General features: G+C 45.5%; 14 protein-coding genes. 11 read left to right on the top strand and 3 right to left on the bottom strand.

From position 1 onward, the window contains the following. Nucleotides 1-167: 167 nt before the first annotated feature. Complete coding sequence (locus tag IE130_RS14135) at nt 168-377, top strand: hypothetical protein (protein WP_201574440.1); 210 nt, start codon at nt 168-170, stop codon at nt 375-377. A gap of 33 nt (nt 378-410) precedes the next feature. Here the strand turns inward: IE130_RS14135 and uvrA are convergent, their stop codons facing one another. Next, a complete protein-coding gene (uvrA, locus tag IE130_RS02460) occupies nt 411-2972 on the bottom strand; it encodes an excinuclease ABC subunit UvrA (protein ID WP_189581197.1) in 2562 nt (853 codons plus the stop codon). Nucleotides 2973-3351: 379 nt separating this feature from the next. Between uvrA and arfB the strand changes: the two genes are divergently transcribed. After that, nucleotides 3352-3765 (top strand): alternative ribosome rescue aminoacyl-tRNA hydrolase ArfB, encoded by a 414-nt coding sequence (arfB, locus tag IE130_RS02465; RefSeq protein ID WP_189581200.1) that lies wholly within the window; start codon nt 3352-3354, stop codon nt 3763-3765. A 114-nt stretch (nt 3766-3879) separates the two neighbouring features. On the opposite strand, the gene IE130_RS02470 is transcribed toward arfB, so the two are convergent. Further along, nucleotides 3880-5079 carry a sugar transporter gene (locus IE130_RS02470; protein ID WP_189581203.1) on the bottom strand — a complete coding sequence of 400 codons (1200 nt, stop codon included), beginning with the start codon at nt 5077-5079 and terminating at the stop codon, nt 3880-3882. A gap of 455 nt (nt 5080-5534) precedes the next feature. Here IE130_RS02470 and IE130_RS02475 point away from each other — a divergent pair, with 455 nt between their 5' ends. The 7 genes from IE130_RS02475 (at nt 5535) to IE130_RS02505 (ending at nt 15338) form a co-directional block, all read left to right on the top strand. Continuing rightward, nucleotides 5535-6509, top strand: a complete 975-nt coding sequence (locus IE130_RS02475) for a LysR substrate-binding domain-containing protein (protein ID WP_189581206.1) — start codon at nt 5535-5537, stop codon at nt 6507-6509. 292 nt (nt 6510-6801) lie between these two features. Beyond that, nucleotides 6802-8067 carry a 2-aminoadipate transaminase gene (locus IE130_RS02480; RefSeq protein ID WP_189581209.1) on the top strand — a complete coding sequence of 422 codons (1266 nt, stop codon included), beginning with the start codon at nt 6802-6804 and terminating at the stop codon, nt 8065-8067. Between the two features lie 285 nt (nt 8068-8352). Next, the gene (gene hglS / locus IE130_RS02485) at nt 8353-9765 is read left to right on the top strand and encodes a 2-oxoadipate dioxygenase/decarboxylase HglS (RefSeq protein WP_189581212.1); all 1413 of its coding nucleotides are present in this window, start codon (nt 8353-8355) and stop codon (nt 9763-9765) included. A gap of 142 nt (nt 9766-9907) precedes the next feature. Continuing rightward, nucleotides 9908-11398, top strand: a complete 1491-nt coding sequence (gene amaB / locus IE130_RS02490; RefSeq protein ID WP_189581215.1) for an L-piperidine-6-carboxylate dehydrogenase — start codon at nt 9908-9910, stop codon at nt 11396-11398. A 205-nt stretch (nt 11399-11603) separates the two neighbouring features. Further along, nucleotides 11604-13067 carry a Na+/H+ antiporter NhaC gene (nhaC, locus tag IE130_RS02495; protein ID WP_189581218.1) on the top strand — a complete coding sequence of 488 codons (1464 nt, stop codon included), beginning with the start codon at nt 11604-11606 and terminating at the stop codon, nt 13065-13067. 16 nt (nt 13068-13083) lie between these two features. After that, nucleotides 13084-14370, top strand: a complete 1287-nt coding sequence (gene amaA / locus IE130_RS02500) for an L-pipecolate oxidase (protein WP_189581221.1) — start codon at nt 13084-13086, stop codon at nt 14368-14370. 320 nt (nt 14371-14690) lie between these two features. Next, a complete protein-coding gene (locus IE130_RS02505) occupies nt 14691-15338 on the top strand; it encodes a hypothetical protein (protein WP_189581224.1) in 648 nt (215 codons plus the stop codon). Nucleotides 15339-15449: 111 nt separating this feature from the next. Here the strand turns inward: IE130_RS02505 and IE130_RS02510 are convergent, their stop codons facing one another. After that, nucleotides 15450-16088, bottom strand: a complete 639-nt coding sequence (locus tag IE130_RS02510) for a TetR/AcrR family transcriptional regulator (protein ID WP_010198592.1) — start codon at nt 16086-16088, stop codon at nt 15450-15452. 282 nt (nt 16089-16370) lie between these two features. Here IE130_RS02510 and IE130_RS02515 point away from each other — a divergent pair, with 282 nt between their 5' ends. Together IE130_RS02515 and IE130_RS02520 are read left to right on the top strand one after the other, a co-directional pair. Beyond that, nucleotides 16371-17522 carry an acyl-CoA dehydrogenase family protein gene (locus IE130_RS02515; RefSeq protein WP_010198593.1) on the top strand — a complete coding sequence of 384 codons (1152 nt, stop codon included), beginning with the start codon at nt 16371-16373 and terminating at the stop codon, nt 17520-17522. Between the two features lie 109 nt (nt 17523-17631). After that, nucleotides 17632-18840: an acetyl-CoA C-acetyltransferase gene (locus tag IE130_RS02520; RefSeq protein ID WP_189581227.1), complete on the top strand. Its 1209-nt coding sequence runs from the start codon at nt 17632-17634 to the stop codon at nt 18838-18840. Nucleotides 18841-18901: the final 61 nt, after the last annotated feature.

Genomic DNA, 18901 nt, shown 5'->3' on the forward strand with positions numbered 1-18901 from the left:
ATTTTTTGCCAATACATGGCGAAATTGTCTACCCTAGAATGACTAGGCGTCAAAAATTTCACTGCGTATTGTCTAAAAAATAGCCACTGCCAGTTCCACACTTGAATGTTCAACAGACCCTAAACGCGACAATAAAAACAACAATAAAAGCAACAATAAAAGCAACTATGAAAAATTCTATTAAAGATAAAAGACAGCCTCATCATAATGAAATGGTAAACAATGATATAAATACAAAGACGTGGCTATTTGTCCCAGCGACTCGAATCGATAAAGTAGCAAAAGCCTTTGCGAGCGGTGCAGATGCAGTGTTTAAAATAGTAGGTCAGATAGTCGATGCGCCCGTGATTGAGCGCTGCCGTCAGTTGCTGAGTTGATAAAAGGTTTTTGATAAAATGTGCCTTAACAGACTAAAACAGCAAAAAAGGCGCGGTACGGCTGGCTTTTGATTTTGCGACTTCTGCTGGTGTGCCTTCTGCCACAATAAGACCGCCTTTATCACCAGCGCCCGGCCCAATATCGATAATCCAATCACTGTTACTAGCGACTTGCATGTCGTGTTCGACCATAACCACAGTGTTACCAGCGTCAACGAGTCCGTTCAATTGTGTCATTAATAGCGACACGTCCGAAGGATGCAGGCCAGTTGTTGGTTCATCAAGGATATAAAGCGTGTCTCCTCGTTGTGTCCGTTGCAGTTCGGTGGCAAGCTTAATACGTTGTGCTTCGCCGCCCGAAAGCTCGGTTGCTGGCTGACCAAGCCTGAGATAACCAAGCCCGACCTTTAGCAACGCATCTAATGCTCGTAGTATGGGTGCTTCGTCTACAAAGAATTCATAAGCAGATTCGACAGTGAGATCGAGGATGTCAGCGATATTTTTGCCTCTATAAGTAATCTCAAGGGTTTCATCATTGTAGCGTTGCCCATGACACACTTGGCACGGCGAGTAAACGCTTGGTAGAAACAGCAGCTCAACACTCACAAATCCAACACCTTCGCAATTTGGACAGCGGCCTTTCTTAACGTTAAATGAGAATCGACCGGCATCGTAACGTCGTGCCTTTGCTTCTGGCGTTGCTGCAAATAATTTGCGCACATGATCGAACAGGCCGGTATAAGTGGCAAGGTTTGAGCGCGGCGTACGACCGATGGCTTTTTGATCGACGGTCACCAATCGACTTACGTGCTCCATACCATCAGCAATCTTACCGCTGGTCTGAGTTTCTAGCTCTTGCTCTAGTAAATCAGCTTCGCCAGTCGGCGCTTCGATGACTGTCTTCTGCCCTAATTCACTATAAATGAGATCGACCAGCGCTTGACTGACTAGGCTTGATTTGCCCGAACCTGATACGCCCGTCACCGTTGTCATCACTCCCAATGGAAACGCAACATCTAGCCTTTGCAAGTTGTTGCGTTCGATATTGACCAACTGTAGCGAGGCTTTCGCTTTTCTTGGGGTATGCTCAACCGCCCCGTCAGTCTCAAAAAGATACTGTCCTGTGCGTGATTGCGCAACGTCCCGCAAGCCTGCTACAGGGCCACTGTAAATAACTTCGCCGCCATGGGTTCCAGCCTTTGGCCCCACATCGACAATCCAATCGGCGTGCCGAATCACGCTGACGTCGTGCTCAACAATAAATAACGAGTTACCAGACGCTGTCAGCTCATCCAGTGCGCCCAATAGCGCTTGAGTATCGGCAGGATGTAATCCAGCAGACGGCTCGTCAAGCACATAGACCACACCAAACAGTTTAGAGCGAATTTGGGTAGCGAGTCTTAGGCGTTGTAGTTCACCCGGAGACAAAGTAGGTGTAGTACGTTCAAGCGACAGATACCCTAAGCCTAGCGTGGTCAGAGCCTCAACTCGAGACAGGATGTCACTGGCAATACGTTGAGCAACAATGGCCTTTTCTCGGTTTGGCATATTATCAGTCGGTTTGGTCTTGGCAGCATCCTGAAGTTTGAGCGCCATTTCAGTTAGGGTTAATTGAGACAGTTCACCAATATCAAGACCCGCGAACTTCACCGATAGCGATTCTTTTTTGAGTTTTTTGCCATGGCATTCTGGACATTCAGAGATTTGCATAAACTGGGAAACGCGCTTTTTGGTACGCGGGCTTTGCGTACTGGCAAAAGAATGCAAGACGAAATTCTTAGCACTGGTAAACGTCCCTTTATAATTGGGTTTTTCACCTTTTTTAATAGCCTCACGTACTTGTTCAATGTTGTACTCTGGATAGACAGGGACTTCTGGGGTGTCATCGGTAAAGAGAATCCAATCACGGGTTTTTTGGGGCAGGGTATTCCACGGCTTATCAATATCGTAGCCAAGTGTGGTCAGGATGCGGCTTAGGTTTTGACCTTGCCATGCAGGTGGCCAAGCGGCAATCGCGCGTTCGCGAATGGTTTTGGTATTGTCAGGAACTAGCAATTCTTCTGTCACCTCAAACACGCGGCCAATACCGGAGCAAGTAGGGCAAGCGCCATCTGGCGTATTTGGAGAGAACGCGTCGGCGTAGAGTATGCCTTGACCAGCGGGGTATTCGCCCGCTCGCGAGTACAGCATGCGTAAGCCATTCGAAATCGTCGTTACGCTACCGACCGATGAGCGTACAGACGGCGTACCTCGTTGTTGTTGCAGGGCAACAGCGGGCGGCAAGCCTTCTATCGAATCGACATCAGGCTGATCCACTTGATCGATTAAGCGTCTGGCATAAGGCGATACTGAGTCAAGATAGCGATGTTGTGACTCAGCAAAAAGAGTACCAAACGCCAGTGAAGATTTACCTGAGCCTGATATACCCGTGAATACCACAAGGGCATTACGCGGCAAATCAACATCGACGTTTTTTAGATTGTGAACCCTTGCGCCTCTGACTTGGATGCTGTGAGCTGGGTCGCAAGCGATATTTTTAATGGCCTTGTCATCAACTTTTGCAGTGGATTTTACTTTTTTATTTTTAGTGGTCATAAAACAGTTATTCCTATCAAATCGTATTTTTAGCTTTAGTGTGCAGAAGACGGGTAAAGTTTTGGCTAAGAAACTGCTTGCTAAATAGTTAGCTAATTAAGCAATGTCTTGGCTTAAGCAACATCTTGGCAATTTGAAACCATCCTAGCATGTCAACATCGAATCCTTAGGTAGGCTTACGCTTTACAGACAGATGACAGACATAGCAATGCCAAACAATAACATTTATGAGGTTTCATCTCTGAATTTCAGCTTGTAAGTTTTGAAAAACTGCTTTTAAGACATGCGGATTTTTGAAGTGGGAGAGCTGGCAAGTGGCGAGGTAGCTTATAATGGTTTATCATTAATCATAACTATCAATTATTTATAAAAGCATCCTATGATTTTTATCAGCAACACCATTAGTCTAAATGACAGTGACGTAGAGATTAGCGCCATACGTGCGCAAGGCGCAGGCGGGCAAAACGTCAATAAAGTATCTTCTGCGATTCATTTGCGTTTTGATATCCATGCCTCAAGCTTGAGTGATGTAAATAAGCAGCGTTTGCTTGATAGTAAAGACAGCCGAATTACCAAAGAAGGCGTGCTCATTATTAAGGCGCAGCAATTTCGTACCCAAGAACGTAATAAAATTGATGCGTTTGAGCGCTTACAGAGCTTTATCAACAAAGCTACTTACGTCAATAAGACGCGAAGACCTACCAAGCCAAGCAGAAATGCTAAGCGTAAACGTGTCGATCAAAAAACTCAGCGTGGTAAAACAAAAGTATTACGCGGTAAGGTGGATTTTTAGATAGACTGATTTTAAGGTGGATTTTCACAATTAACCAAAAAGAAAAATGCCAGCCCATCTAAGTGGCTGGCATTTTTTTGTGCGCTGAATGAACTTTGGTTAATCTGCCCTTAGCTAACCAAGTCTTCTGCTTAACTCAGGAAAGCGCTTTATCATAAATAGCATCAGTAGCAATGCCATAACCGCGATAGCCGCCCCTACATAGCCCACGCTCGATAGTGAAATATGCGTTACTGCATAGCCTCCGAACAGTGCACCCGTCCCAATACCTAAATTGATAATGCCTGAAAACATTGACATCAGCATATCCTGCGCGTTGACATCGACCATGATGACCTTGGCTTGCATGGAGATAATCAGCAGCATGAGCGCCGCGCCCCAGAGTAGGGCAATCAGGCTGAGCGCCCATATTGAGGTCACCGCAAACAACAGCGTGAGCATAGACAGTAGTATCAGTATCGTCGATATCAGCATTAATCTAGTATTGAATTTATCACCCCAACGACTGAAAATTACACTACCCGCAATCCCTGCGACACCGAACAATAACAGCACAACCGTTGCGGCGTTTTCACTGATTGAGCCGACTTGACGCATAAAAGGCTCGATATACGAGTAAGCCGTATAATGCGCGGTAAAGACCAGTAAAATTAGCAGATATAGGCAGACCAATAAGGGGTTTTTGAGCAGTTCTGGAATCTTTCTAAAAGACCCTTCAAACATACTAGGCAGCGTGGGCAACAGTCTCATTTGCAGAATAAATACGATAAGGGCAAGCCCACCAATACCACCAAAAGTCGCGCGCCAGCCAAACCATTGACCGACCACGCGTCCTAAAGGCACACCCAACACCATCGCTAATGACGTACCGGTCGCAAGCACGCTAAGCGCCAGTGCTTTTTTGCCTTCCGGTGCCACACGTATCGCAATCGCTGCGGTGATGGACCAAAATATCGCATGCGTGAGTGCAATGCCAACTCGGCTGATGAGCAGCACTTCAAAGCTCCACGCAAATACTGACAATACGTGACTGGCAATAAATACCGCAAACAAGGCCAACAGCAAACGCTTGCGCTCAAAGCGACTGGTCAGCAGCATCAATGGCAATGACATGGCCGCGACAATCCACGCATACAGCGTCAACATCCAGCCCGTCTCTGCCGTGGTGATAGAAAAATCTTGGGCGATGTCGCTTAATAGAGCAACAGGGACGAATTCGGTGGTATTCATAATAAAGGCGCTGACGCCCATTAGGAATACTTGAAAATACTGAGTCCGGCGAGCATTTGCGCTCACCTCAATGTTAGGTTTCATAAGATCCAATACAAATAAAGAAGGTGCTAATAGTGAAAGTTAGCTTAAAGTGATTTATTCGCTTAACAATAAGGGTAGAAATACATCGCAATGATGAAAAGAAGGCAGGCAAGATAGCAAGTCAGTCGCCGTAGTTAAAGTAATTATTTGATAATGAGCGTCGGTATTCACAAAATGAATAGGATATGACATTAGTTTTTGACATTAGCCTCTAGGAAGTCGACACTGACTGCCGACAACATACCGGCAGTGAAATAATGCTTTTATCAATAGAAGCAAGCTCAAGTAGACTGATACAATAATCAAGGCGAATCAGCGCTTAAATAATGATGGCTACCTATTCTCTCATGCTATTTGAGCGTGCACGAATAGGTAGTCATCTCTGTATGAATTATCCCTGTTTTTACATTTTAATAGGGCGTGTCCTCATACCAAAAATAAAAGAAAAACAAATTATGAAAACCGAAACCAATAAGCCGCTTGCTTTTAGAAAGTATCCATCGACGACTGCTCTACAGTGTTTCGAAACGGCTGCACGGCATCTGAGCTTTACCAATGCCGCGCAAGAGATGCATATGACACAAAGTGCCATCAGTAAGCAGGTCGCTCAGCTAGAGGAGATGTTAAAAATCTCACTCTTCTATCGTACACCGCACCGCATTTCATTGACACCAGCTGGCAAGACTTATTACCTTGAGGTGTTGGAAATCCTCAAACATATCGAGGTGGCAACCACCAGTTTGATGTCGCATAGTGACAATGTAGAAGTGCTTAAGATTGCCTCACACCCAACCTTTTGTTCTCGCTGGCTGTTACCTGCGCTCAGTGGCTTTAGCCAAGCCCATCCATTGATTAATTTAGATATAAAAGAGCAAGTTGGGCCATTTTTTACTGAAGACCAAAACGTCGATATTGCCTTTTTATATGGTGATGGTATTTGGGGCGGGATGGAGGCGATTAAGCTGTTTGACGAGTATTGTGTGGCGGTATGCCAACCTGAATACTTGCATGATAAAAATCCTTGTACGAGCAATGTAGATAACTGTACGTTGCTACAGTTGAGCTCGCGCCCAAGTGCTTGGTATGAGTATTTCAAGCAGCAAGGCATTAGTATTGATGGGACGTTTATCGGCCCACGGTTTGATACTTTTCATGCGTGTATTGCGGCCGCATTGCTCGGCTATGGTATCGCACTTGTACCACTGCGTTTGGTCGCTCCTGAACTACAATCAGGGACGCTAGTGACGGCATGGCGCTATGCGGCAAAAGGACGGGGGTCTTATTATATAACTTATCCTTTGTCTTTAGGCAGATCGCATAAGGTGAAAGTTATTTTAGAATGGGTGTCAGCGTATCTTGAAACCTCAAATCAACACGAGCTGATGCTAGGGCATGTCCTTAATTCAATTGATATAGTGGATTCACTTTAAAACAGATACAGGGCAACTGGGATGAATTTTTCGTAGCCTTTGTGATAGTAGCAAGCAAAGGGAGTTTATACCAGTCGCACATAACTATTAATGTATCGATTTATTTTAAACTGATTATAGGGATTTAAATGGGCTAACAGTGGTCAAATAATTGTAATTTTTAACACGCTTTAAGATTGTCTTTTGGTTGGCAATGACAAAAAGGAATGCCAGCACAACTATTATTCGTTTGCTGAATCGGTACGGTTTTGCTGAAATGAGCATCACACTCAAGGAAGATGAGAGATGCTTAATGGATACGCACTATAACGTTACAGACGCTTTTACGATGGTGCATCCTGTGACCCTCACCAAAGGCAAAAATGCCAAAGTTTGGGATAGCTATGACCGCAGCTACATCGACTTCGTCGGTGGTATCGGGGTCTTAAATTTTGGTCATTGTCATCCTCATATCGTCTCTGCGATTATCAATCAAGCCCAATCACTTATTCATTATGCCTACAATGCGGCAGCCCATCAGCCGTATCAAACCTTTATGCCACGGCTTTGTGAGCTGATTCCAATGAGTGGCGAGCTATCAGGTATGTTGACTAACTGCGGCGCAGAAGCCACCGAAAATGCCATAAAAATTGCCCGCCTAAAGACAGGTCGTGTGGGTGTCATTGCTTTTGATGGTGGCTTTCATGGGCGCACGCTGGCTGCGGTCAATCTAAATGGTAAAGTCGCACCTTATAAGCGGGGGCTTGGACCATTGGCAGGTGGCGTTTACCACATTCCTTTTCCTAGTCCAGATAATGAAGTGAGCGATCAGCAGGCTATCGATGCGCTTGAACGTCTATTTGCTGTAGAAACGGATGTCGATAATATCGGTGCCATCATTGTAGAACCAGTACAAGGCGAGGGTGGCTTTCACTTAATGTCACCCACGTTTGCTCAGTATCTGCGCCAGTTTTGTGATGAGCAAGGCATTTTGCTCATTATGGATGAGATTCAATCGGGCTACGGTCGTACGGGCACACCATTTGCCTTTACACATTTAGGGATTGAGCCTGACATGATATTGCTAGGCAAAAGCATCGCAGGTGGGTTGCCTTTAGGCGCAGTGATAGGCAAATCCAGCATAATGAATGGTTTGCCTAAAGGTAGTCTAGGCGGTACTTATTCGGGTAATCCGGTCGCGTGTGCTGCCGCCAATGCGACGTTGGATATTATGCAAGACGATGCGGTGTGGGAGTCTGCCAAACATTATGCCCACACCATTGAGCAGACGGTGAACCAATGGCAGCAAGAGGGTGTATCACCTTGGCTGTTTGGCCTCACTGGTATCGGTGCGATGCGCGGTATCGAGCTGCGACATCCTGAACACGATGTCGATCCAAGCGTGATGACGTATGTATTAACGCAAGCGCGCGAGCGTGGTCTGCTGTTGATGCCTAGCGGTAAATATCGTCATATTATTCGCCTACTACCGCCACTAACAATCGAGCCTGAAACCCTGCAAGCCGGTCTTAATGTTTTAAAAGAAGTGTTAAGTACGATTCCTGATAATAGGCTCTGATGAAATAGCAACGATATAATTTAATGGCAACGACATAATTTTTTGTCGGACAAGCTTAGGGCGTGTCATCAATTAGCACATTTACATATTTAGTGGTCTTAAAATGGCTAAATTTAGCCAAACATCGTCAGAAATTTTGCCAATATGTTCATATTAAAGGCTATTTCTTCCTTGTTTGGCTGCAATTTTCCTCATTTTAAGTCTCACAATCTAAATGATGACACGCCCTAGTTAATAAGTTAAGAGTAACAAAATTTTTTAAGATTTTAATAAGGATATCTATCTGTGAATCATATACTTATCAGCAGCGACGCTATTCGTCACGAGTTCTCTATGGCGATGTCAGCCATGTACCAAACCGAGGTTCCGCTATATGGTGACTTGCTCGATTTAGTCGCTGAGGTGAATGCCGAGGTTCTCACCAAGCATCCTGATATTAAGGAGCAGTTGGAGCATACCGGAGAGATTGATAGACTCAGTATGGAGCGCCACGGGGCAATTAGATTGGGCACAGCGCACGAGCTTAGTATGATGCGCAGGCTCTTTGCCGTGATGGGTATGCACCCTGTTGGCTATTACGATTTGGCACCCGCTGGCGTGCCCGTGCATTCTACAGCTTTTCGAGCGATTGACGCGCAAGCCTTAAATCAAAGCCCGTTTCGAGTCTTCACTTCTTTATTGCGTCTAGACTTAATTGATGATGACGCACTAAAACAAGAAGCATCAAACGCCTTAGCCAACCGCAATATCTTTACCGATACTGTCATCAGCCTGATTGAGCGCTTTGAAGAGCAGGGCGGTTTGACCTCAGAGGAAGGTGAGCAGTTTATCAAAGAAGCTTTAGAAACCTTTCGCTGGCATGATAAAACGCCAGTCTCAAAAGAGCTATATCAGCGCTTATTAGCGCAGCATGGCCTCATTGCTGATGTCGTCGGCTTTAAAGGTCCGCATATCAATCATTTAACGCCTAGAACACTAGATATAGATACTGTACAGCAAAGCATGCAGGAAAAAGGCATGCCGCCAAAAGCGATTATCGAAGGGCCACCAAAACGGGAATGTCCGATTTTATTAAGACAAACGAGCTTTAAGGCGTTAGAGGAAGCGGTTAGTTTTAAAAATGTGGATGGCGAGTACGAGCAAGGATGCCATACTGCACGGTTTGGTGAGATTGAGCAGCGCGGTGTGGCATTAACGCCAAAAGGTAGAGCGCTATATGACAAGCTACTTAGTCAAGCACGCCATCAATTAGGAGCCACTCCAAATGAGACCAATGCAGTTCAATACAATCGAATTTTAGCCGAGGTATTTACCGCTTTCCCTGATGATTACCAGACGATGCATGATAAGGAATTTGCTTATTTTTATTATCAACCAGTCGATAGTGCTGCGGATATCAACAGTGATATGTCTAATCTAGAAATGGTTAATTCAAGACAAGCAGTAAATGCTCTGATTAACCAAGGCGCTATCCGTATTGAGCCTATCGTCTATGAAGATTTTTTGCCAGTCAGTGCGGCTGGTATTTTTCAGTCCAATCTTCAGCAGGACAAGCAAAGCAATTATGATGGCAAATCAAACCAACAGGAGTTCGAGCAAGCCCTTGGTACCAATGTTTATGATGAGCTTGCTTTGTATGAAGATATACAGAATAGAAGCTTGGAAAAATGCCTAATTTCTTTAGGAAACGGTAGGTAAAAGACAAGAGCAGTCATCTTATTTATTCGCCATTCCAAAATGGAATGAGGGTAAGAAAATTATTATTTTGCAAGTTAAAGTATTGCAAGGTAGCTTAAAGGTCGACCAAAGAGATTACAAATCACTATACAAAGGATTGAATATGATTAAGCAATACATGTCAGCCATGGGTGTCAAAGAAGAACAATATCAACATGGCGATTTTGAAGTCAATACGCCTATCGATGGGACAGTTATCGGCAAGATAACCTTAGATAGTGTTGATGAGGTCAATAAGAAAATCCAAAACGCCCAAGCAGCATTTAAGGAATGGCGTGTCGTTCCTGCACCCAAGCGTGGAGAATTGATTCGTCTGCTGGGCGAAGTGCTGCGTGAGCATAAAGAAGACTTGGGCATGCTCGTATCATTTGAAGCTGGGAAAATCAAACAAGAAGGCCTAGGTGAAGTGCAAGAAATGATCGATATTTGCGACTTCGCTGTCGGCGTTTCACGTCAGCTATATGGCTTGACGATTGCCTCAGAGCGCCCAGGTCATCACATGCGTGAGACGTGGCATCCGCTTGGTGTCATCGGTGTTATCTCTGCTTTTAACTTCCCTGTAGCGGTATGGTCTTGGAATACAGCGCTTGCCATCGTTTGTGGTAACCCTGTCATCTGGAAGCCATCAGAAAAAGCCCCTTTGGTTGCTTTGGCGTGTCAGGCCATGTTCGAAAAAGCCTTGGCAAAGTTCGGTGATGCACCAGATCATTTGTCTCAAGTGATATTGGGTAAGACGGATATCGGTAATGCCATGGTCGAAAACAAAGACATTGCCTTAGTCAGTGCGACTGGCAGTACACGCATGGGCAGAACTGTCGGGCCTAAAGTCGCTGAGCGTTTTGGTAAATGCTTGCTTGAGCTTGGTGGTAACAACGCGATGATTTTGGCACCGACTGCCGACTTAGACCTTGCGCTACGCGGCATTATATTCTCAGCGGTTGGTACAGCGGGTCAGCGTTGCACCACATTACGCCGTCTCTTCGTCCATGAGTCTGTCAAAGAAGATATCTTGCCACGCATCAAATCAGCTTACGGAACCGTCAGCATTGGTCATCCTCTCGAAGGCAATTTGGTCGGCCCACTGATTGATGAAGACAGTTTTAATAACATGCAATCGACCTTGAATAAGGCTCGTGAAGCGGGTGGGATAGTGACAGGCGGGGAGCGCGTACTAGCAGATAAATACCCTGATGCCTATTATGTCACGCCTGCCATTGTAGAGTTTGATGAGCAAAATGACGTTGCTCGAAGTGAGACGTTTGCGCCTATTTTATATGTCATGACCTACAAAGACTTTGATGAGGCAATCGAGATGCAAAACGATGTGCCACAAGGATTATCATCATGTATCTTTACCAATGACTTGCGTGAAGCGGAAACTTTCCTCAGTGATCGCGGTAGTGATTGCGGCATCGCTAACGTCAATATCGGCACTAGTGGCGCTGAAATCGGCGGTGCATTTGGTGGCGAAAAAGAAACCGGTGGTGGACGTGAGTCAGGGTCAGACGCATGGAAAGCCTATATGCGTCGCCAAACCAACACCATCAACTATTCAACAGAGCTACCACTTGCCCAAGGCATTAGTTTTGGTTGATATGAAGATGTTTGAACACTCAAGGTAATTGATTGTTCATATATAAATGGTTAAGCACAAATGACTCATCATAAGTGGTCAAAAATAAGGTGTTCAGCGTTAATTGCCAAGCATATTTTATATATGTTTGGCACACCAAAAACTATAAGCAATCAAGGATTGGTTGTAATGACCATTGACGACTACTAAGGAAGGTAGAATTATCATGATCGATGACAAACCGCATGACCCCGCTGATGATGGCTACGGTCCGTCTTCTAGCTTCTTACTTGATATTGCCCCTCTCGTATTGACTGCCATGATTCTTATGGTGCAGTTTTTCATATTTAAAGACTTTACCCCGCACATTCCATTAGCCTGTGGCATTTTAATCACTGGCTTATTTATGAAGATGCGTGGTCGTGACTGGCAGGGTATGGAGGAGCGGTTTTTAAAAGTTATTAAAATCGGCTTACCGGCGATGATTATTCTGATGGGCGTCGGTATGCTCATTGGTTCATGGATTATTGCAGGGACGGTGCCGACCATTCTTTACTATGGATTCAGTATTTTTTCTCCTTCCTCCTTTTTATTTTCAGTTTGTATTATTTGCGCCATTATTTCTGTTGCCACTGGTACCTCATGGGGTACAGTCGGTACGGTAGGGCTGGCGATGATGGGTATCGGTATGGGGCTTGGCATTCCAGCGCATTTTACAGGCGGTGCTATTGTCTCGGGTGCTTTTTTCGGGGACAAAATGTCACCATTGTCAGATACCACTAACCTGACACCTGCGGCAGCGGGCGTGGAGCTTTGGGACCATATCAAAGGTATGCTACCGACCACTGTCCCAGCCATGATTACCGCCTTAGCGCTCTATGCATGGATTGGCATGGGTTATGGCGATGACAGTATTGATTTATCTTCTATCCAAGCCTTACAAACCAATTTGGCTGACAATTACAATTTAAGTGTCATCACTTTATTACCTGCGCTTGTGGTCGTGATTGCCGCTGTGATGAAAATGCCAGCGATACCAACCGTTTTGGGCGGTGTTGTCGTGGCATCAGTTATTGCGTTTTTTATGCAAGGCGTTGGGGTCAGTGATATTTTTAACGTTTTACAAAACGGCTTTGTCAGTGAAACGGGCTTTGAAGTGGTTGATAAATTGCTATCAAAAGGCGGCGTCATGTCAATGACATGGGTCATTACCTTGACCATCTTTGCACTCGCTTTTGTCGGCTCGCTTGAACACTACGGCACCTTAAAAGCCATTATGGCAAAAATAGACAAGGCAGTAAAATCGCGTATCGGCTTGATTTTGACGACTTATGCCAGCGTCCTCGGTGTCGGTACTTTAATCGGCGACGTTTATACGACGTTGGTGCTGCCAGGGCGTTTATTAAAAGACAAATATAAAGAAATGGGCTATAAGCGCACGACACTCACGCGCTCTATTGAAGACAGTGGCACGCTGTTGTCACCGCTGATTCCTTGGAACATGGGCGGTAGCTTTGTTGCTGCGACCCTTGGTATAGCGACATTGACTTATGCACCTTTTGCTTTTGCTTGCTGGTTGTCGCCTTTGTTTGGCTTGTTATGGGCGTTCCTTGATAAGTTTATACCGCGTGAAGAGCCTTCGGTAGAAAAGCTCGACACGGCTACCTCAACGTCAATTAGTGACGTGTGACACAAGGGAGTATGAGATGTTACAAGAGCAATGTTTATGGAACATGACTGCCCCCAATATTGAGTCCTATAGTCAGATGAGTAGCGACACTCAAGCGACCATTTGTATCATTGGTGGCGGTTATACAGGGCTATCGGCTGCGATTCATTTGGCTGAAAAAGGCGTCAAGGTTATCTTACTTGAGAGCCAAACGATTGGTAGTGGCGGTTCAGGGAAAAGCGTTGGGCTGGTCAATGCAGGGACATGGGCACGCCCTGATGACTTAAATATTGCGCTAGGTGAAGCGGCTGGCGAGCGGCTCACAGAAGCGCTCGGACAAGCACCAAGCTTAGTATTTGACCTAATCAAACGTTATAATATCGACGCGCAAGCCACCCAAGCCGGCAATATCCATATGGCACATAACGCCAAAGGTGAAGTCGATGTCGATGTCAGATACGAGCAGTTGAGCCGTCGCGGTGCGAATGTTGAGGTGTTAACTGGCAGCAAATGCCATGAATATTGCGGCACCAAAAGTATCAATAAAGCACTACTAGATCATCGTGCAGGTACTATCAACCCGCTGGCTTATGTCAGAGGACTCGCAAAAGTCGCGACCAGTCTCGGCGTAATCATCTACGAGCATTCCGCTGTCGAGGCGCTGGAGAAAGTAGATGGTCATTGGTACACAAGAACTCCCAAAGCGCGGGTCAAGTCTGAGCGCGTCATTATTGCGACCAATGCCTACACTGAAGGCGAATGGACAGAAATTACTAAGACTTTTTATCTCGTCGCTTATTATCAGATCGCTTCTGAGCCGCTCAGTGGAGCAGTAGCAGATCGTATTTTACCGTACAAAACAGGGGCATGGGATACGCGCTTGGCATTATCGAGCTTTCGCCGTGACAAAGATGATCGCTTGTTATTGGGAACGGTGGGTGGCAGGCAACTTAAACCAAAATCCTTCTATCAGTCATGGGCGAACGCTGTGCAAAAAAGCTATTATCCTGATTTGCCAGCATTTAACTGGCAATATGAATGGTGCGGTAACTTTGGCTTTACGCAAGATCATATCTTCCGCGTTTTGGAACCTGACGAAGGATTATTGACAGCGACTGCCTACAATGGACGTGGCATTACCACTGGTACGCTCATGGGAAAATGCTTTGCGGATTATATCTTGACTGGAGACAGAGCCAGTATTCCATTGCCATTTAAAACCTTGGAAGAGTCAAAGATAGCATTGGGTGCGATGAAATCTGGATTTACTGAAGTAGGGCTGACGCTCTATCATGCAGGGCAATGTCTAAAAATCATTAGATAGTTTTTTGGCTACAGTAGGAAGATATAGGGTGAGTATTGACAACAGTAAAGGTGTAAGAAAAGAGGAACAATATCTGTATTTATCTTTCAGCAGCTGATGTGCTATCATCGCTAGCTGATCTATCGTGGGTTTAACAGCTTTGTATCGTCGTCCGTTATTATAATTAATGGTGGCATACGAACCTTGCAACTTCCAGCACGATATAAAACAATTCTGGTAAAGCGCATGAGCCTGTACTCCGACATCCTCATTTGTGCCTAATTTTATTTGCCTATATGGGCTCGTTTTATACTTTTTCGTCGGAGTTACAGGAGTCTAAGGTGTCCAACTTTACAAGCCACGCTACCAATCAATCCAAATATACTCGTCGTTATCACCCGCGCCACCCTCTCGCGCAATATGCAGTCAATCAAATAGACACGCTTGAGCTGCGTTCGCAAGCCATCATCAAAGCCATGGGGTATCCTCTCAAACACACGATACCTGCCTGTGATCGCTTACGTCATGTATTGTCGAATAAGTATCTGGGGCTTGATGGTAGTTACATGGATAAATACTTTACTGCCGATGAATTCTTAGCAAAGCTGTTTAACATACTTGAGATACCGTACCAGCCATTTGTAGAAGATATCGCTCAGATTAAGCATGACTTAGCGCATTATTCCAATTCTTTACCCGAATATAGCTTACGAGCCGATGTGAATTTTACGTTTACTGCGGGCGCAAATTGGATGTCCCGTGATGGTGCTTCTCGGTTGGCTCAAGTGCAGTTGCCGGATGGATTTGCCAAACTGAGCGAGCGCGAGCGTGCGTCGATAGTGAAAAAAGGTATCCGTGAGCATTATCAGTATTATGAAGGCAATCTACCTTATGACGGCATCATCCAAGGCTACCGTTTGACGGTTGAGCACAATAATGAAGTGGTTAACAGAATAGCGTATGGATTGCCAAAGTCTAGTAGTGTTTGAGAGTCTCGATGACATCATAGGTCTAAAAATCGGCGCAAATAAGCTCTTAAACAGAGCAAAGCCTCACTTGATAGTGAGGCTTTTTCGTTTTCGTAAATTATCTAAGCCCGTTTATGCTTCAGGCTTAGATATGGCTCGCCATAAAATGACGAACAGCGCATCAAATTCTTTATTTATCGGGGCATTTGTCTGCCGCATGATGTGCATCAAACCCAAACGGCTGATAAAACCCATAAACACATCGAACAGAATATATAGCGGCACGGTGTCGTTCAATACACCACGTTTCTGACCGTCTTCTAGTACCTCCAAAAATGCCCCAATCAGCTCCTTATTCTCATAAATAGCAATGTGACGAATGCGTGATACCGATACCGATGACAGCACCATAACCGCATCAGGATGTGAGTCTACGAAGTCAAAACATACCCATAGCGTCTTACGCAGGCGATCTTGCACGCTGTCAATGCCTTGCAAATGATCCATGATGCGTGCCGCCAGTCTGCCGAGTACGATATCCATCACCGTGTTGAATAGCGTTTGTTTGTCCCCGAAGTATTTATAGAGGGTCTGCAATGAGACGTTGGCAGACTTCGCAATTTGCACCATCGTCACTTCGTTAGCATCAAAACCTGCAAACACTTTACGAACCGCTTTTTCAATTTTTTCTAAAGTCGCAGGGCGCATATCTGATAAAGGTGCCAGTGCTCGGCTCTCAGTCATGTTAGGCATCTGATTCGTGGATTGCATGCTTTATCATTCCTTTAAGATAGGGGGTTTTAGACAGTTCGATAGCCATTTATTTAATCGTTTGATACGCTAAAATTTTATTAGGTAATATGAATTACCATTGTTTGTTGGTAGGTTGCGTATTGTCTTTCACTATCTTAGTATGAGTCTTGAATATCAACAAATACAAAGAATGTTTAGATTATACCAAACGGTAATTTATATTACCATAAGTGATATATTTATGCTCAATAGCATTTTATATTAACCGATAGCAACTTCCCATCGTCAAGGATAGACAACATGAGTATTGAAAAATTTACCCCAAACTGGATGACCGAAGAGCACGAAATGGTCTATGACAGTGCGCTTAAAATGTTCAAAGGTTGGGAGCCAAAGGATGAACAATGGCGCAAAAATGGCATGATAGACCGTGCCGCGTGGGAAGAGGCAGGTGAAAACGGTTTCTTATGTGTCTCTATACCTGAAGAGTATGGCGGCGGCGGCGGTGATTTCGGTCATGAAGCGGCGCTGTTATACGCACAGGCGGAAGCCAACCAATCAGGGTTCGGTGGCATGGTACATTCAGGGATTGTCGCCCCCTATATCTTGAGTCATGGCACAGAAGCGCAAAAACAAGAATGGCTGCCTAAGATGGCGACGGGTGAGTATGTGGCTGCGATTGCCATGACCGAGCCTGGTACTGGCTCAGATTTACAAAACATCAAAACCTATGCGGTAAAAGATGGCGATGATTATATTATCAATGGCTCAAAAACCTTTATCACCAACGGTCAGCATGCCAACCTGATTTTGCTCGCGTGCAAAACCGATCGGGAAAAAGGCGCGCAAGGCGTCTCGCTTATCGTGGTAGAAACGGACAAGGTAGAAGGGTTTGAACGTGGTCGTAATCTCGACAAAATTGGTCTGACCTCACAAGATACGTCGGAGTTATTCTTTAGTAATGTGCGTGTGCCGCAAAAGAATCTGTTGGGCACTGCCGAAGGCATGGGTTTTATTCAAATGATGCAAGAGCTGCCACGCGAGCGTTTAATCATTGCTTTAACGGGTGTTGGTGCGATGAAGCTGGCGATTAATTTGACGCTAGATTATGTCAAAGGTCGGGAAGCGTTTGGCAAACCGATTTGGAAGTTTCAAAATACGCGCTTTAAAATGGCAGAATGCTACGCCGATTATCTCGCTGCCAGCACTATGTGCGATGCCGCTGTTGATGCCATGTTAGAAGGTAAATTGACCGTACCGCAGGCATCATTGATTAAATACTGGGTGACCGAAAAGCAGTGTGATGTGATCGACGAATGCGTCCAGCTGTTTGGCGGTTATGGTTATATGACAGAGTACCCAATTGCTCGCCTATATGCCGATGCCCGCGTACAGAAAATCTACGGCGGCACCAATGAAATCATGAAAGAGCTGGCGTCACGCTTTATGTAATTGGCTGATCTAATTATTTATTCTAATCATTGACTCTGCTTATTGGTTTTAACATGGCGACTAGATTGCCATCATTGCTATTTTTTTAAAAAGAAAAAAAGGGATTTTTATGACTGAGACTGCTTACATTTATGATGCTATCCGTACTCCGCGCGGCAAAGGTAAAAAGGATGGCTCCTTATATCAGGCGTCACCAATTTGGCTGACCCGTACGCTATTAAAAGAGATGCAACAGCGGCATCATTTGGACACCAGTTTGGTTGATGATGTGGTGCTAGGCTGCGTGACACCCGTTGGTGAGCAGGGTTCTGATATTGCCCGTATTGCCGTCATTGATGCTGGCTGGGCGCAAAGTGTGGCGGGCGTTACTTTATCTCGGTTTTGTGCGTCAGGTCTGGAGTCTATCAATCTCGCTGCCGCCAAGGTCATGTCAGGCATGGAGGACATGGTCGTTGCAGGCGGTGTAGAGTCGATGAGCCGCGTACCGATGGGCTCTGACGGCGGTGCATGGTATATGGATCCACGCGTTAATGAAGCGACGCATTTTGTCCCGCAAGGCGTTGGTGCAGATACCATAGCGACGCTGAAAGGCTTTAGTCGTACCGATGTCGATGCCTTTGCCAGCGAATCGCATCGCCGCGCTGCGAATGCGTGGGAGCAGGGCTATTATGATAAATCGGTCGTTCCTGTCACTGATATCAATGGCATGACGCTATTGGATAAAGACGAAACCATCCGTCCCAATACCAATGTCGAGACCTTAGCAGGTCTCAATCCCTCCTTTATTATGCCGGGCAAGATGGGCTTTGATAGCGTGATCTTGGACAGGTATACCACTATTGAAAAAGTGAATCACGTGCATCATGCGGGTAACTCATCAGGCATTGTCGATGGCGCAGCAATTTGCTTAGTCGGTAGCGCTGCCGCTGGTAAAAAAGCTGGTCTCAAGCCTCGTGCCAAAATCACGATGGCTTCAGTTGTTGGTTCGGAACCCGCCATTATGCTGACAGGGCCAACGCCTGCCTGCCAAAAAGTGCTCAAAAAAGCGGGTATGCAAGCTTCAGATATAGACCTATGGGAAATCAACGAAGCTTTTGCTGCCGTGCCACTCAATACTGCCGATGACTTCGGCATCTCGCTTGATATCGTCAACGTCAATGGTGGCGCTATCGCTATGGGTCATCCCCTTGGTGCCACGGGCGCGATGCTCATGACTACTGTCCTTGACGAATTAGAACGTCGCGACCTAAAAACGGCCATGATTACACTCTGTGTCGGTGGCGGTATGGGCATTGCGACTATTATTGAGCGCGTATAGCGCTAATAGATAATGCTAATAAATAGCGTTAATGGGTTAATGGACAGAGCTAAGAGATTTT

The organism is Psychrobacter glaciei (genome assembly GCF_014652895.1).
In the GTDB taxonomy this organism is placed as follows: Bacteria; Pseudomonadota; Gammaproteobacteria; order Pseudomonadales; family Moraxellaceae; genus Psychrobacter; species Psychrobacter glaciei.